Annotated in this window: 14 protein-coding genes; 5 read left to right on the top strand and 9 right to left on the bottom strand. The window is 73.6% G+C overall.

Annotation, left to right across the window (positions count from 1 at the left end; translation table 11 throughout):
- Positions 1 to 138: 138 nt before the first annotated feature.
- From ELQ39_RS06415 to ELQ39_RS06405, 3 genes are all read right to left on the bottom strand, one after another.
- Positions 139 to 2,202, bottom strand: a complete 2,064-nt coding sequence (locus tag ELQ39_RS06415) for a neutral/alkaline non-lysosomal ceramidase N-terminal domain-containing protein (protein WP_242591315.1) — start codon at positions 2,200 to 2,202, stop codon at positions 139 to 141.
- Between the two features lie 184 nt (positions 2,203 to 2,386).
- Complete coding sequence (locus ELQ39_RS06410) at positions 2,387 to 3,982, bottom strand: alpha/beta hydrolase (protein ID WP_242591314.1); 1,596 nt, start codon at positions 3,980 to 3,982, stop codon at positions 2,387 to 2,389.
- A 67-nt stretch (positions 3,983 to 4,049) separates the two neighbouring features.
- Positions 4,050 to 4,769: a peptidyl-tRNA hydrolase gene (locus ELQ39_RS06405; RefSeq protein ID WP_242591313.1), complete on the bottom strand. Its 720-nt coding sequence runs from the start codon at positions 4,767 to 4,769 to the stop codon at positions 4,050 to 4,052.
- Between the two features lie 103 nt (positions 4,770 to 4,872).
- Here ELQ39_RS06405 and ELQ39_RS06400 point away from each other — a divergent pair, with 103 nt between their 5' ends.
- Positions 4,873 to 5,238, top strand: a complete 366-nt coding sequence (locus ELQ39_RS06400) for a gas vesicle structural protein GvpA (protein ID WP_190001257.1) — start codon at positions 4,873 to 4,875, stop codon at positions 5,236 to 5,238.
- Positions 5,239 to 5,334: 96 nt separating this feature from the next.
- On the opposite strand, the gene ELQ39_RS06395 is transcribed toward ELQ39_RS06400, so the two are convergent.
- The 3 genes from ELQ39_RS06395 to ELQ39_RS06385 all read right to left on the bottom strand — a co-directional run bounded on the left by ELQ39_RS06395 (position 5,335) and on the right by ELQ39_RS06385 (position 8,043).
- Positions 5,335 to 5,526 (bottom strand): hypothetical protein, encoded by a 192-nt coding sequence (locus ELQ39_RS06395; RefSeq protein ID WP_242591312.1) that lies wholly within the window; start codon positions 5,524 to 5,526, stop codon positions 5,335 to 5,337.
- Positions 5,527 to 5,544: 18 nt separating this feature from the next.
- The gene (locus ELQ39_RS06390) at positions 5,545 to 6,387 is read right to left on the bottom strand and encodes a polysaccharide deacetylase family protein (RefSeq protein WP_242591311.1); all 843 of its coding nucleotides are present in this window, start codon (positions 6,385 to 6,387) and stop codon (positions 5,545 to 5,547) included.
- Positions 6,388 to 6,516: 129 nt separating this feature from the next.
- Positions 6,517 to 8,043 (bottom strand): FAD-dependent oxidoreductase, encoded by a 1,527-nt coding sequence (locus ELQ39_RS06385; protein WP_242591310.1) that lies wholly within the window; start codon positions 8,041 to 8,043, stop codon positions 6,517 to 6,519.
- A gap of 95 nt (positions 8,044 to 8,138) precedes the next feature.
- On the opposite strand from ELQ39_RS06385, the gene ELQ39_RS06380 reads away from it, so the two are divergent.
- Positions 8,139 to 8,504: an ArsR/SmtB family transcription factor gene (locus ELQ39_RS06380; protein ID WP_190001261.1), complete on the top strand. Its 366-nt coding sequence runs from the start codon at positions 8,139 to 8,141 to the stop codon at positions 8,502 to 8,504.
- 57 nt (positions 8,505 to 8,561) lie between these two features.
- The gene (locus ELQ39_RS06375; protein WP_242591309.1) at positions 8,562 to 9,047 is read left to right on the top strand and encodes an SRPBCC family protein; all 486 of its coding nucleotides are present in this window, start codon (positions 8,562 to 8,564) and stop codon (positions 9,045 to 9,047) included.
- 42 nt (positions 9,048 to 9,089) lie between these two features.
- Here the strand turns inward: ELQ39_RS06375 and ELQ39_RS06370 are convergent, their stop codons facing one another.
- The 3 genes from ELQ39_RS06370 to zapE form a co-directional block, all read right to left on the bottom strand.
- Positions 9,090 to 10,487 (bottom strand): PhoX family protein, encoded by a 1,398-nt coding sequence (locus tag ELQ39_RS06370; RefSeq protein ID WP_242591308.1) that lies wholly within the window; start codon positions 10,485 to 10,487, stop codon positions 9,090 to 9,092.
- A gap of 193 nt (positions 10,488 to 10,680) precedes the next feature.
- Positions 10,681 to 12,135: a SulP family inorganic anion transporter gene (locus ELQ39_RS06365; protein WP_242591307.1), complete on the bottom strand. Its 1,455-nt coding sequence runs from the start codon at positions 12,133 to 12,135 to the stop codon at positions 10,681 to 10,683.
- Between the two features lie 569 nt (positions 12,136 to 12,704).
- Positions 12,705 to 13,844 carry a cell division protein ZapE gene (gene zapE / locus ELQ39_RS06360; protein ID WP_225640265.1) on the bottom strand — a complete coding sequence of 380 codons (1,140 nt, stop codon included), beginning with the start codon at positions 13,842 to 13,844 and terminating at the stop codon, positions 12,705 to 12,707.
- Between zapE and ELQ39_RS06355 the strand changes: the two genes are divergently transcribed.
- Both ELQ39_RS06355 and ELQ39_RS06350 read left to right on the top strand, forming a co-directional pair.
- Complete coding sequence (locus ELQ39_RS06355) at positions 13,843 to 14,637, top strand: pyrimidine reductase family protein (protein WP_242591305.1); 795 nt, start codon at positions 13,843 to 13,845, stop codon at positions 14,635 to 14,637. The genes zapE and ELQ39_RS06355 overlap by 2 nt on opposite strands.
- A gap of 230 nt (positions 14,638 to 14,867) precedes the next feature.
- Positions 14,868 to 15,341 carry an indole-3-glycerol phosphate synthase gene (locus ELQ39_RS06350; RefSeq protein WP_242591304.1) on the top strand — a complete coding sequence of 158 codons (474 nt, stop codon included), beginning with the start codon at positions 14,868 to 14,870 and terminating at the stop codon, positions 15,339 to 15,341.
- Positions 15,342 to 15,385 lie beyond the last annotated feature (44 nt).

The following is a 15,385-nucleotide window of genomic DNA, read 5'->3' as shown; positions in this document are numbered from 1 at the left end:
CCCCTCCTTCACCCCGGCGTTCCCGCCCGGCCCCCGATCCGTCCGCACCGGACGTGCCGGGGATATGACCCCGCGCGCGGCGCCCGAACCGTCCCCCGGCCGCCTTCAGAGGAACATTTGAGGTTGGGGGAGGACCGCTCACCGCACCTGGAACGCCGTCGACACACCCTCGATCGACGAGATCTTCCCGCCCAGGCTCTTCGCGTCGCCGCGGTAGACGACGCGATAGGTGCCCGAGGGGGTGCCCCGGGGGATGTCCCAGGTGATGGTCACCTTGGACGCGGCGACGCCGTCGCGCGCCCAGTGGAAGCGGGTCGCCCAGTCGCCGTCGTCGGCGACGGCGCGCCACGCGCCGCCGGAGTCGCGCCGCTCGATCCGCAGATACGTGTCGCCGCGGTGCAGGTCGTTGCCCGGGTGGGCGCCGGCGAAGACGACCTCGACGCGTTCCCCGGTCCGGTAGGTCTCCCGCGGCGGCACCAGCACGTCGCCGAACCTCCGGAACAGCGGCGGCGCGTCCAGCACCACACCGGGCTGGAGCGAGAGCGCCTTGCCGGTCAGGTCCGGCGGCTCGGGCCCGAGCGGCAGGTCCGTGCCGTCGCGCAGGGAGACCGCCAGGTCGGCCGCGGTCTGCTGGAGCGCGGGGAGCTGCCAGCGCCCGAAGAGGGTGCTGCCGCCCTCGTACTGCTGGGCGTCGTACTCCTCCGGCGTGGTCACGTAGTGGAAGTAGGAGTTGCTGTACCCGGCGACCAGGACGTCGTCGAGGTCCGCGCCGACGATCCCGGCGACCGTGCGCCGCAGCCGCAGGCCCGCGCAGACGGTCACCTCGCCGGGGATGCCGATGAGGTACAGGCCGCCGATGCGGACCAGCATCACCGGCACCCGCTCCTGCACCCACGGGTAGATCCGGTTCATCTCCCCGATCGGCACGAAGACGTCCTTCGGCGCCTGTGCCTGCTTCAGCTCGGGGGAGACCGTGTAGATGACCGAGTTCGAGACGGCGTCCCAGAAGGGGTTGTCGCCCTCGTCGAAGCCGGGGAAGGCGGGCCCGTCCTCCAGACTGCCCGCCGCCATCGCCGCGCCGACGCACGGCTTGGACGTGCGGTGGGTCCTGCCGTCGCCGGTGAACTCCGGGCGCACGGTGACGTCGGAGAGGTCGACGTACACGAGCCGTGAGTCGACCGGCCCGGACAGCCGCGTGCCCGGCTTCTCCGCCTGCGCCGCGGCCGCCTCGTACTGCCGCAGCCCGCTGACGCGGGTGGCCTCGAAGTCGGCGGGCGTCGTGGGCGGCACCAGGTCCAGGTTGGGCGACATGTCGCCGCTGTTGGTCTGGGCGAACGCCGACACGAACTCCGGGGCGCCGTCGGCGAGATAGTCCACGCCGTGGACCTCGCGCTCCCAGTGGTAGGCGGCGTAGCCCTTGTTGTCGGCGCTGATCAGCCGGTTGTCGCCGGACATGCTGGTGCCGTGCACCGGGAACCAGTTGACCGCCCCGACCGTGCGGCCCTCCCGCTCGACCCTCAGCAGGGTGGTCAGGGTGTCCACGCCGTCCGGGAAGTGGTCCCGGTCGGCCTTCGGGTTGCGGTCGAAGGCGGTCCGTGAGCGGTTGACGCTGGCGCCGGTCAGCGTGCCGTGGCTGAGCAGCAGTTCGGACGGGGCAAGGTCCTCGTGCGCGTTGCGCGCCGCCTCGAACAGACCGTCCGCCACCGCCTCGAAGGTCGCCTCGTGGAAGCCGAACGTCGTGGTGTTGTACAGGAGATGGTGCGAGTAGCCACCGGGGCCCGCGTGGGTGTGGGTGGCGGTGACGAGGACGTTCCGCGCCGTGTACAGATCGCCGTACGCCTGCCCCAGCCGCCGTAGCACCGCCCGGTGCACGCTCTCGAAGATCATGGGGGAGTCGGCGACGATCAGCAGCACGCGGCGCCCGCTCGTCTGCTCGGCCACGACGAACGCTCGCGCCCGCAAACGGGTGTGGAGCCCCGCCGCCTGCTGGTCGAAACGCCCGTACCCCATCATGCCGACCTCGGCGACCTCACCCGTCGCGTCGGAGATGCCCCGGCCGACGAGATACCCGCCGCCGCCTCCCGCGGCGGCGGCCGCGGCGCCCGGCGGAACCAGGTGCGCGCCCGCGAGGCCCAGGCCGGTGACAGCGCCCGCCTTCAGGACGGTCCGGCGGCTGCGCGAGGGAGGACGTTCCGCGGTCATACGCTGCTCCTCAGGGTCGGTCGGCCCCCGGCGAACAAAACATGAACAACATTCAAGTTCCGCGCCTCATTGGTACACCGTCCGCCATGAACACGGCAAGAGTCGTGCGCGCATGACGCGGCCGGCCCGGTGGGTCCGCGTCCCGCGGACCCACCGGGCCGGCTTCCGCCCTACGGCAGCCGCGTCACTCCTTGCCCTGGAGCGGCTCCCGCTCGCACACGGTCCCCGCCGCCGGCACCGTGCCGTCCAGCAGGTAGGCGTTCACGGCCGTGCGCACACAGGTGTTGCCGGAGTGGTATGCGCCGTGGCCCTCGCCCTCGTAGGTGAGTTCCACGCCGACGCCCTTGCCGAGCCGCTCCGCCATCCGCGCGGCGCCCTCGTACGGCGTCGCCGGGTCGCCGGTGTTGCCGACGAGCAGGATCGGCTGCGCGCCGGGCGCGCTCACGTCCGGATGCTCGGCCTTGCCCCGCACCGGCCAGCCGGTGCACTCCAGAGCGCCCCACACCATGCTGTCGCCGAAGAGGGGGGAGGCCTTCTCGAACGCGGCGCTCCGTTCCAGCACGTCGTCCACGGTGTAGCGGTCGCTGCGGTCGGCGCAGGTGACGGCGGCCTGGGCGTCCTGCTGGTCGCTCCAGCCGCCGGCGTGACGGCCGCCGAGGGCGTCCGCGAGGCCGAGCAGGGTCTCGCCCTCGTCGGCGGCGACGAGTTGCAGGCCCACCTCCAGCGCGGGCCAGGCGGTCTTCAGGTAGAGCGCCCGGACGACGGCGTCCACGAGCTGGGAGCCGGTCAGCACCCTCTCCCCGTCGACGGCCAGCGGCTCGTCGTCCAGCGTCTCCTCCAGCTCCATGACGAGCCGTGTGATCTCCTCCGGGGTGTCGCCGAGCGCGCAGCCGGTGTCCACGCACCACTGGGCGAAGTGGTCGAAGGCCAGTTGGAACCCGCCCGCCTGCGCGAGCGCCCCCTCCATCCGGTCCAGCGTCGGGTCGACGACGCCGTCCAGGACGGCACGGCCCACGTGCCGGGGGAACAAGTGGGCGTAGACGCCGCCGAGTTCGGTGCCGTACGAGATCCCGAAGTAGTGCAGCTTGTCGTCGCCGAGCAGGTGGCGCAGCAGGTCCATGTCGCGAGCGGCGTCCTCGGTGCCCACGTGCGGCAGCACGCGGCCCGACTTGCGTGCGCAGGCGTCCGCGTACCGCTGCCGCGCCTGGAGCAGGGCGGTCACCTCGTCGTCGCCGTCGTCGGGGGTGTCGTCCTGCTCGGTCATCGCCTGCGCCGCCTCGGCGTCCAGGCAGGTGACCCCGGCGCTCGCGCCGACCCCGCGCGGGTCGAAGCTCACCAGGTCGTAGCGGGACCGGAGTTGTTCGTAGTCGGGGGCGAGGGCGGGCAGGGTGGCCACGCCGGACTCGCCGGGCCCGCCGAAGTTGAACAGCAGCGAGCCGATGCGGTCGGCGGCGTCCGCGCGGGACGCCGCCCGGATCAGGGCGACGTCGACGGTCTCACCGCCGGGTCTGTCCCAGTCCAGCGGCGCCCGCATGGTGGCGCACTGCCAGCGGGTGCCGTCCGGCAACGGCTCTGGCGCCTCTCCTCCGCCTTGCAGGGGGGACGGTGCGGGGCAGTCCTTCCAGTTCAGGGACTGCGCCCATATCCGTCCGCGGTCGTCCTCCTCGCCGCCTCCGCCTCCGGCCCCGCCCTCGCCGGCCGGGCCGCAGGCGGCCAGGGAGGCGGAGAGCAGGACGGCGCCGGACAGCAGGGCAGCGGCTGTCGTACGTCGTGTCGGCATGCGCCCAGCCTCCGGCGGGCCGACGGCAGCCGCACGGCCGCACAACCCATCCGGGGGACGCCCCGGGTCAGCGCAGCGCCGGGTGGTCCGCCACCACGGTGCACGAGCCGGGGGCGATCTCCGTGAAGCCCGCGTCGCGCACCGTCGGCAGGCCGCCGCCGGTCAGCGCGGGCCAGTCGGCGGGGTCGGCGGTGCGCACGGCGAGCGGGAAGCCGGCCGCGCGCCAGGCCGCGCGGGCCGCGTCCGGCAGTTCCCACCAGGCGAGTTGGGCGCCGTGCCCGGCCTGGGCCATCGCCTTGCCGGCGGACATCTCCAGCTCCGGGTTCATCCAGAGCGTGGGGACGCCGGGGTCCGCCGGCGGCACCGGGTCGGGGTCGTCGAGGTCGGTGCCGGACACCTGGAGCCGGGCCAGGTCCTTGGGCCAGCCGTCCAGCGGCACCGGCGGAAAGACGCGCACCTCCGCCGACTTCCCGGTCACGGTGATCCCGGGGAGCGCCTCCGCGCGCCGCCACTCCGCGCCGCGCGCCCGCCGCACCACCTTGCGGATCCGGGCGTCCTGCCAGTCGCGCATCGCCTGCGCCCACTCGCCGTCGCCCACCGACCGCTCGTCGGTCAGCATCACCAGCACCGCGCGGGCCGCCGTCTCCAGCGCGTCCGTCCGCGCGGGCGGTGAGCCGCGCTCGATGCGGACCACCAGCGGCAGCACGAACTGCGGCGCCGCGTCGCGGTCACCCGGGTCGGGTCGGAAGGGACTGTCGGGGGCGGGTGTCGTCCGGTCGTCGTTCACCCGCCCAGTGTGCCAAGCGGGACGGGGACGGTGCCGGGCGGCGCCGGCGGACATCAAGGGGCTCCGAGGGGGCACCAGGGTACGGGGAAGGGGCTGATGCGCGATGACTCAGGCGGTGCCGCAGCGTGGCGGAGGAGGCTCCAGTGGCCTCTACGACGTACTGGAGCTGATCCTCGACCGAGGGCTGGTGATCGACGCGTTCGTACGGGTGTCGCTGGTCGGGATCGAGATACTCAAGATCGACATTCGCATCGTGGTGGCGAGCGTCGACACCTATCTGCGCTTCGCCGAGGCGTGCAACCGGCTGGACCTGGAGTCCGGTCCGCGCAAGCCGGTCGGGCTGACCGAACTCCCCGGCAAGATGCGCGAGTCGGGTTCCAAGGGGGCGGCCAAGGGCATCCTGTCCGGCGCCGCGGAGACGGTCTCCGAGGCGTTCCGGTCGGCGCGTGCGGAATCGGGGCGGCGGTAGCGGCAGCGTGCGGACACCGATCAGGTGACCGCCCTCCCGCCTGGTCGCCCTCCGCGGCGCGGACCGGCACGGCGCGTACGGCGGGGAGGCGGGCGGTCAGCCGGAGCAGGAGGTGCGCTCGGCCTCGCGCCATTCGCAGACCGGGCACAGCGTGATGCCCTTGTACGACTCCGGGTACTCCGTGGGCTCCTGGCACAGGACGCACGCCGCGTAGGGCGGGCCGTCCGCCTTCGGCGGGCGGTCCGTGCCGACGAGGCAGTAGTCGCGGTCGGTCACGTCGTCGCTCATGCCTCCAGCGTAGGACGGTCAGCCGCGTCCGTTCGCCGCGCCGATCAGCTCGGAGACCTTGACGAAGCGGTAGCCCTGGCGGCGCAGCTCCGGGACGGCCTTCCGTACGGCCTCCTCCGTGGCCGGGGCGGCGCTGCGGGTGCAGTGCAGCACCACCACCGAGCCGGGCCGCACCCCGTCCAGCACCTGCCGGGCCACCGCGTCCGGGTCGGTGGCGAAGGCGTCGCCGCCGACGACGTCCCACTGCACGGCCGTGACGCCGGCCGGGGTGAGCGCCTTGAGGGCGCGCCGGTCGTAACAGCCGCCCGGGAAGCGGAAGTACGGCATCGGAGCGGGCACGCCCACCGTGCGGAACGCCTGGTACGCCCGCTCCACGTCGGCCCGCATCCGCTCCTCGGCCACCGCGGGCAGGCCGTAGCAGTCGCCGGTGAAGGCGTAGTGGCTGTACGAGTGGTTGGCGACCTCGAAGAGCGGGTCACGGCCGATGGCGCGGGCCTGGTCCGGGTACTCCTCGGCCCACCGGCCGGTCATGAACACCGTCGCCGGCACGTGCAGCTCCCGGAGCGTCTCGATCAGTCGCGGGTGGTCGAAGCGCTCGCCCGCCGCGGCCCGCGGGCCCTGGTCGGCGGTCATGTCGGCGTCAAAGGTGAGGGCGACGGTCCTCCCGGCGTCCCGGGGGCCGTGCTCGAAGACCGGGGTGAGGCCCGCGGGACCCGCGGCGAGCGTGGGCGGCGCCGACGGGGCGGCGGGGGAGGGCGCGGGGGCCGGAGGGCGCGCGGCGGGACCGGCGGAGGAGCCGCACGCGGTGAGGGCGGCGGCGAGGGCGCAGACGGCGATAACACGACGTGAAAGTGTGATCACCGTATGACAGTAGGGCGGCGGTCGGCGGTGAGCGTCGCGGCTCGGGCGGGGGCGGCGGCGCGCTCACCCGGTCGGAGGGGCGGGCCGCCGGTCGGAGGGGGGCCCGCCCCCTCCGACCGGCGGCCCGGCTCAGATGTCCCGCCGCTCCAGGGGCTTCGTCGCCGGCCCCTGGACGACGTTCCCGTCCGTGTCGAAGCGGGAACCGTGGCACGGGCACTCCCAGGCCCGCTCGGCCGCGTTGAAGTCGACCAGGCACCCCATGTGGGTGCAGCGGGCGGACACCGCGTGCAGGGTGCCGGCGTGGTCGCGGTACACCGCCAGACGGCCGTTGTCCGTGCGCACCACCGCGCCCTCGCCCGGCGGCAGCGCCTCCACCGGGGGTGACGGGCGCAGCCGGTCCCCGACGAAGTGCTTGGCAACGTGCGCCTGGTGCTTGAGGAAGGCCGGCGCCTCCCGCACGGCCGAGGCCACGCGCCGAGGGTCGTAGAGCCCGGCCCACGCGCACTCCCCGCCCGTGATCAGCGCGGTCAGCAGCCGGCCCGCCATCATGCCGCCGCTCATGCCCCAGCCGCCGAAGCCGGTGGCCACGTACGTGTGCTCGGCGCCCTGGTGCAGCGGCCCGACCAGCGGCACCGTGTCGGTGGGGTCGTTGTCCTGAGTGGCCCAGAAGTGCGTCAGCTCCACGCCCGGGAAGTGCCGGCGCGCCCACTGCGCCAGCCGGTCGAAGCGGGCGCGGGTGTCGCCGGTGCCCGGTGTGAAGTGCTCACCGGTGACCACCAGCAGCCGGCGGGACGCGTCGTCGCCGTAGGGCGCGGTGCGCACCGAGCGGGAGCCGCCGTAGGGGGTGATGTACATGCCCTCCGGGTCCAGCTCCGCCGGCACCGGTCCCGCGACGACCAGCTCGCGGCGCGGGGAGAGGCGGGTGAACAGCAGCGCGCGGTCGAAGACCGGGTAGTGCGTGGCGACCACGACGTCCCGGGCCGTCACGGACGCCCCGGTCGACGTCGACAGCCGGCAGGGCTCGCCCTCCTCCAGGCCCAGTACCGTCGTGTCCTCGTACAGCCGCCCGCCGTGCGACTCGATGTCGTCCGCGATCGCCAGCAGGTACTTGCGCGGATGGAACTGCGCCTGGTCCGGCACCTCCACCGCCCCCGCCACCGGGAACGGCAGCCCCGTCTCCGTCACGAACGACGCGGGCAGGCCCGCCTCCCGCGCGGCCCGCGCCTCCGCGCGCACCTCGTCCACCCGGTCCGCGTCCGTCACGTACGTGTACGAGCCGCGCCGCTCCCACTCGCACTCGACGCCCAGCTCCTCCACCACTCCGGCCGTCCGCTCGATCGCCTCCGCCTGCGACCGGGCGTACAGGCGCGCGCCCTCGCTGCCGCGGGTGCGGCGCAGCCTGTCGTAGACCAGCGAGTGCAGCGCGGTGACCTTTGCGGTGGTGTGTCCGGTGACGCCCGCCGCGAGCCGGCCCGCCTCGAGCACGGCGACGCTGCGCCCCGCCCTGGCCAGCTCCCACGCCGTGCACAGACCGGCGATGCCGCCGCCGATCACCGCCACGTCGACGTCCAGGTCGTCGGCCAGTGCGGGGCGGCGCTCCCCGCCGGGCGCGGTGTTCAGCCAGTACGAGTCACCCGAGTGCTGCTTCTCCGTCATGCGGGGGCGGGTACCCCGGCGCGAGGGCTTCACGGCGGACGGAACGGGAGCCGTGCTGTTGCCGGCGGGCGTGCGCGGGCGTAACGTACAACCAAATGGTTGTAGATGGGACGGGTGAGGCCGACCGGGCCGTGGACCGGCTGTTCCACGCGCTGGCCGACGCGACGCGGCGCGACATGCTGCGTCGCTGTGTCCGCGGTGAGCTGTCCGTGTCACGGCTGGCCGCCGCGTACCCGATGAGCTTCGCCGCGGTGCAGAAACACGTCACGGTGCTGGAGCGGGCGGGGCTGGTCACCAAGGAGCGGCGCGGAAGGGAGCAGCTCGTACGCACCGACCGCGACGCGGTGGCCCGCGCACGGCAGGCGCTCGACGCGCTGGAGTCGGCCTGGCGGGCCCGGGTGGACCGGATGACCGGACTGCTCTCCGAGGAGGGCGGGGAGGACGGCTCGGACACCGGCTGAGGCCCGCGTACGGAAGCGGCAGGAGGCCGCAGGAAGCGACAGGAAAGGACCGGACGGATGACTGTCATCCGTGTCGACAAGGACGTCGACACCCTCACGCTCACCCTCGTCGCGGACTTCACCGCACCGGTGGAGCGGGTCTGGCAGCTGTGGGCCGACCCGCGGCTGCTGGAGCGCTGGTGGGGCCCGCCCGGATTCCCGGCGACCGTCGAGGAGCACGACCTCACCCCCGGCGGCGGCGTGAGGTACCACATGACCGGGCCGGAGGGCGAGAAGTACGGCGGCTGGTGGCGGATCTCGTCGGTCGCGCCGCCGACGTCGCTGGAGTTCACCGACGGTTTCGCCGACCAGGACGGGAAGCCGGACCCGGAGATGCCGGTCACCACGGTCCGGATGACGCTTTCGGGGCACGAGGACGGCACGCGCATGGAACTGCGGTCCGTGTTCGACACCCGGGAGCAGATGGAGCGGCTGGCCGAGATGGGCATGGTCGAGGGCATGAGCCAGGCCGTCGGCCAGATGGACGCGCTGCTGGAGGGCTGAGGGGGAAAGGGGGCGGGCGCGGCACGCGCCCGCCCCCCGGTCCTACCGGCGCCAGGGTCCGGTCACGGCGAACGTCGTGCCCGGGTCGTAGACGTTGACGTACATCGTCCTGCCGTCCGGGGAGAACGTGACGCCGGCGAACTCGCCCCACTCGGGGTCCTCGGCCGTACCCGTGTTCTGGCGGTTGCGGGCCATCGGATAGACCTCGCCGCGCCGGGTGACGCCGAAGACGTGCTGGGCGCCGCCCCCGTCCTCACACACCATCAGACCGCCGCTGGGCGCGAGGCAGATGTTGTCCGGGGACTCGCCGGGCAGCTGGATGTCGGTGTCCGGGCCGAAGACGATCACCAGGGTGAGCCGGCGCCGGCCGGGGTCGTAGCGCCAGATCTGGCCGTAGTGGTCGGCGGCCGAACCCTCGGAGCTGTGGGCGAAGGACGACACGAAGTACACGGAGCTGCCGCCCCAGTAGCAGCCCTCGAGCTTCTGCGCGTGGGTGATGCCCTTCGGGCCGAAGTCCTGGAAACGGATGGGCGTTTCGACGGCCAGCGGGTCGGGGACGTCCACCCACTCGATGTCGTCGAAACGGGCGCCGATCTCCTGGATCGAGGACAGGTCCGGCACACCGGGCACCCGCATCGCCTGGAGCTTGCCGCCCGCGCGCAGCGAACCCGTGCCGCCGAGCGGCTTCTTCGGCAGGAAACGGTAGAAGAGGCCGAAGGGGTGCTCGAAGGCGTCCTCGGTCTCGTAGACCACGCCCCGCCGCGGATCGACCGCGATCGCCTCGTGCTGGAAGCGGCCCATCGCGGTCAGCGGCACGGCGCCGGTGCGGCGCGGGTCGGCGCCGTCCACCTCGAAGATGAAGCCGTGGTCCTTGGTGTAGCCGTTGGTGCCCGCCTTGTCCTCGGTCTCCTCGCAGGTGAGCCATGTCTTCCACGGGGTGGGTCCGCCCGCGCAGTTGACGGCCGTACCGGCGATCGCCACCCGTTCGTCGACCACACGGCCGCTCCGGTCGAGGGTGAGCGCGGTACACCCGCCCTTGCCCTGCGGGTCGTACGTCAGGCCGTCGATCACCGGGACCGGGACTCTGCCGGTGGCGCGGTTCTCGTGGTTGCGGACCAGGTGGGTGCGGCCCTGCCGGCCGGCGAAGGCAGCCATGCCGTCGTGGTTGGAGGGGACGGGGCCCTCACCGGAGCGGAGCTGGTCGCCCTCCTTGGAGAGCACGGTGTAGCGGAAACCCTTGGGCAGGTCGAGCAGTCCGTCGGGGTCGGGGACCAGGTCGCCGTAGCCGTAGTGGCCGAGGTTCTGGGCGGCGGCGCTGTCGGTGAACAGTTCGGAGAGGGCGCCGGTGAAGGCGATGCCGACGCCGACGGCGCCGGAACGGGCGAGCATCTGGCGCCGGGTGGTTGCCGTGGAGCCGTGGGGGGACCCGTTTTCTGACATGGGGAAACCTTCCTGCTGGCGGACAGGAACTGTGACCCCGCCGTGTCTATCACCTGCCGCCGATCCCGTGAACCACGCAAGCCGCCCGTGTCCCGCGAACCGGGCCCGGCCTCGTGGACCCAGGTGGTCCTTCCGGCCCCGGTGGCACCGGGCGCCGGCCCCGGGGCGGGGAGGCCCCGCTCCCGGGGCCGCCTCACCGCGTCGTCAGCCGCACCGGCGGTGTGTCCGCCCCGCTGTGGCGCTCCGCCCAGTGGCTCAGTGCCGTGCTGCAGGCGTGGTCCAGGTGGTGGAGGGCGGTGAGGTCGAGTTCGACCGGGCGGTCCTCGGGCAGGGACTCCAGGGTGTCCAGGATCTTCGGCAGGCGCAGGAACGTGGCGTTGCCGGAGAGGTGGACCTGGACAGGGCCCGCGCCCTTGTCCATGACCTCCAGTTTGACCTTCGAGGACTCCCAGGCCGTCTTCACCACCGACAGGGCCAGCCCGATCAGCACGCCCTCGAACATGTTCACCGCGACGATGGACACGGCCGTCGCGACCAGGATCAGCGCCTCGCCCCGCTGGCCGCGCCACAGTGTGACCAGCCCCCGGAAGGGGATCAGCTTCCAGCCGGCGTGGATGAGGATGCCGGCCAGCGCGGGCAGTGGGACGAGGGCGAGCACGGACGGCAGCAGCGCGGCGAACAGCAGCAGCCACACCCCGTGCAGCACCCGGGACGCCTTGGTCCGCGCGCCCGCCTGGACGTTGGCCGAGCTGCGCACGATGACCGCGGTCATGGGCAGCGCGCCGAGCAGCCCGCAGACCGTGTTGCCCGCGCCCTGCGCGATCAGCTCCTGGTTGTAGCGGGTGCGCGGGCCGGTGTGCAGCCGGTCCACGGCCGCCGCGCTGAACAGGCTCTCCGCGGAGGCGATGAGGGCGAAGGCGACGATCGTGCCCAGCACGCCCACGTCCGTGAGGACACCGAAGGCGTCGGGGCCGGGCGGCTGGACGGACTCGAGCAGCCCCCGCACCTCGACCGTGGCGACCGGCACGGCGAACGCCGCGGTGACCGCGGTCGCCAGCAGCACCGCGGCGAGCGCGCCCGGCACGGCCCCGGCCGGTCCGGGCAGCCGCCGCCACAGCACCATCACCACGACCGTGCCCGCGCCCACCGCCAGCGAGGCGAGCGTCTCCCGCCCGGCCAGCGCGTCCGCGGCGGCCCCGGGCAACCCGAGGATCTTGTCGACGCCTCCGGCGGGCGCCTCGAGCCCGGCGGCGGAGTAGAGCTGGCCGGCGATGAGGACCAGGCCGATGCCGGCCAGCATGCCCTCGATCACCGACAACGACATCGCCCGGAACCAGCGGCCGAGCCGCAGCGCCCCCATGGCGAGCTGGAGCAGCCCGGCGGCGAGCACGATCACGCCCAGCGCGGGAAGCCCGTAGGAGTCCACCGCCTGGTAGACCAGCACGGTGAGTCCGGCCGCCGGGCCGGACACCTGGAGGCTGCTGCCCGGCAGCAGACCGGTGACCAGGCCGCCCACGATGCCGGTGACGAGGCCGAGTTCGGCGGGGGCCCCGGAGGCGACGGCGACGCCGACGCACAGCGGGACGGCGACGAGGAACACCACGAGGGAGGCGGCGACGTCCTGCCGCAGATGGGGGAAGCGGAGCACGCTCGCCCTCACCGGGTCCGGCACGCGCGGACGGCGGCGCGCTCGGTGGCGGCGGAGGGCGGTACGGCGCCGGGGAAGGGTGTCCCGGCGCGGCGGGCGGACGGTTCAGGGTGCCGGCCGGGCGAGTGGGGGTGGTCGACGAAAGGGCGGTGCATCTGTTTCCTCCTGGCGCGTGTGGGGACGCGTCGGACGGGCACGACGAGGACCGGCACGCTGATCACTGGCCCGCGGTGTGACGGACCGTGTGCGCGGATGCGAAGGCCGCGAAGTCGCGGCAGCGGATGGCCGAGGTAAAGCGACGGCAAGGCCCGGAAGTGCGGCCATCAGTCGCCCGACCTCGTAACACCCGTACCTGACACGGTGGTTCGCATCCGGCGCCACAGGTAAGCTCATGGTCAACGGTTGGTCAAGAAACACGTTAACCCCCGCGTGGCCGTTTGCACCGTCTCATCGACGGACTGCGCCGCACTCAGCCCGAAAAGGACACGTGGGTTGGCGCGATCACTTCCGTGCCCGCCGATGGCCCGTTCAGGTGTCGAACACCTGTCCCAAGGTGTGTGCCGCCCGGGTCAGACGGTGCCGGCGAGCCTCTTGGCGTCCCTGGCCAGAGCGGTGAGACGGGAGATCGCGCGGAAGTACTTCTTGCGGTAGCCGCCCTTCAGCATCTCCTCGCTGAAGAGCTGGTCGAACGGCAGCCCCGACGCCAGCACCGGCACCTCCCGGTCGTACAGCCGGTCCGCGAGGACGACGAGCCGCAGCGCGGTCGACTGGTCCGGCACCGGCCGCACCCCGGTGAGGCACACCGCGCCGATGCCGTCGGTGAGGGCGCCGTAGCGGCTCGGGTGCACCCGGGCGAGATGGTCGAGCAGGTCGGGGAAGGCGTCCAGCGACGCGCCCTCGGTGGCGTGGGCCACCCGGGTCACCACCTCGTCGGAGTACGGCGGCGGAGCCTCGGGCAGGCCCCGGTGCCGGTAGTCCTCGCCGTCGATCCGCAGGGCCCGGAAGTGCGCCGACAGGCCCTGGATCTCGCGCAGGAAGTCCGCCGCCGCGAACCGGCCCTCGCCGAGCTTGCCCGGCAGCGTGTTGGAGGTGGCGGCGAGCGCGACGCCCGCCTCGACCAGCTTGCCGAGCAGGGTGGAGACCAGCACGGTGTCGCCCGGGTCGTCCAGCTCGAACTCGTCGATGCACAGCAGCCGGTGCCCGGAGAGCGTCTTCACGGTCTGCTGGAAGCCCAGCGCGCCCACCAGGTTGGTCAGCTCGACGAACGTGCCGAAGGCCTTCAGCGCCGGCTCGGCCGGGGTGGCGTGCCACAGGGAGGCCAGCAGGTGCGTCTTGCCGACGCCGTAGCCGCCGTCCAGGTAGACGCCGCGCGGCCCGGACGGGGCCTTCTTCTGCGCCTTGCCGAAGCCGAACAGCCGGCGCCGGCCCGACTCCCCGCCCGGCTTCCCGTCCAGACCCGCCGCGAAGCCCTCGAGGACGCGCACGGCCTCGGTCTGGCTCGGCTGGTTCGGGTCGGGGATGTACGTACCGAAGCGGACGGCGTCGAACCGCGGCGGGGGCACCATCTCGGCGACGAGCCGGTCCGCGGGGACGTGCGGCTCGCGGGCGCACAGCGAGAGCGGGGCCACGTCGGTTATGGGACCGGGACGGGAGGCTGCGGAGGACGACACGGTCCCCCATCGTACGGGGCGTGGAAGACTGCCTGACATGCGACGCCTGTTCCCCGTGACCGATGTGACCGACGAGACGGCAGCCACCGGCGGGGCGGCCGGCCGGGAGTGGAGCCTGGCCGAGCTGGCCGCCGCCTACGCCTACCCGGAGCCCGGTCCCGAGCGCGCCGCGCCCTGGCTGCGCGGCAACATGGTCTCCACCCTCGACGGCGCCGCCCAGCACGAGGGCCGCTCGCAGCCCATCTCCTGCCCGGCCGACATGCGGGTCTTCGGCGTGCTGCGGGCCCTCGCGGACGCGGTCGTGGTCGGTGCGGAAACGGTACGGCAGGAGGGCTACCGCCCGGCCCGCGCCCGCGCCGAGTTCGCCGCGGCCCGGGAGGCCGCGGGACAGGGCCCGGCGCCCGCGATCGCGGTGGTCTCGGCGAGCCTGGACCTCGACTTCTCCCTGCCCCTGTTCACCTCGCCGCTGGTGCGCACCCTGGTCCTCACCGGCGCCGGCGCCGACCCGGAGCGCGTGGCCGCCGCGGAGAAGGCGGGCGCCCGCGTGGTCGTCGCCGGGGAGGGCGCCGGGGTGGACCCCGGCCGGGCCGTGCACGCCCTCGCCGAGCTGGGGCACACCCGCCTGCTGACCGAGGGCGGGCCCCGGCTGCTCGGTCAGCTGATCGCCGCCGACGTGCTGGACGAGCTCTGCCTCACCGTGTCGCCGATGCTCACAGCTGGTGACGCTCAGCGCATCGCCGGTGGTCCCTCAGTGACACTTCCGCGGCGGTTCACGCTGTCGTCGATGTTGGAAGAGGACGGATTCCTGTTCACGCGCTACCGCCGGACCTGACCGGCCCGGCCGGACACGACACCTCCGGAAGGAGGACAACCGGTACGACGACCGAAGCCGCCGCCGGTCCGGCGATCGGCGGAACCGTCCGCCCGTCCCGCGCGGTGACGGGCGACACTGAATCCGGCCGTACTCGCGCCCGCACGGGGAAGGATGATCTCCGAGGGGGCCTGGCTCGGCCCACGGAGCAGCGAGGGCTCGCGGGTCCTCCGAGGAGTAAGGGGCGCCTGGTGTTCACAAGCGTACTGATGATCGAGAAGGCCCTGACGTCCGCCGACGTGGAGTTCGTCACCACCCTGCACGGAGACGAGCCGGTCGCCTTCCACGTCCTGCTCCAGCCACGCGGGGAACAGGCCGACCGGCTGCTGAGAGCCATCGACGACGTCGCGCTGGGCGAACTCGACGAGGCCGTCCGCGAGGGCGAGACCCCCGAGGGCGACGAGGCCCGGAGCATGGGGGAGCGGGCGCTCGAGGTGTCCCTGAAGGCGCTGCGCACGACCGGCGACACCGCCGAGGGCCGTCTCGTCGAGGACCACCCGCTGGACGCGCTGAAGAACCTCGTCGAAGAGGTGCGCGCGGACGAGGTGATCGTCCTGACCGACCCGCACTACGTGGAGGAGTTCTTCCACCGGGACTGGGCCTCCCGGGCCCGCCACAAGGTCGGGGTGCCGGTGCTGAAACTCTTCTCCCACAGCAAGGCATAGGCTGGGGCCGCGCTCTCCCGGCTCGGCACGCGAGGGCGCGAAGA

It is taken from the genome of Streptomyces sp. GB4-14, assembly GCF_022696125.1.
GTDB classification, from domain to species: Bacteria; Actinomycetota; Actinomycetes; order Streptomycetales; family Streptomycetaceae; genus Streptomyces; species Streptomyces werraensis.
Note: the sequence above shows the minus strand (reverse complement) of the source record. Positions and strands in the feature narration are given on the sequence as shown.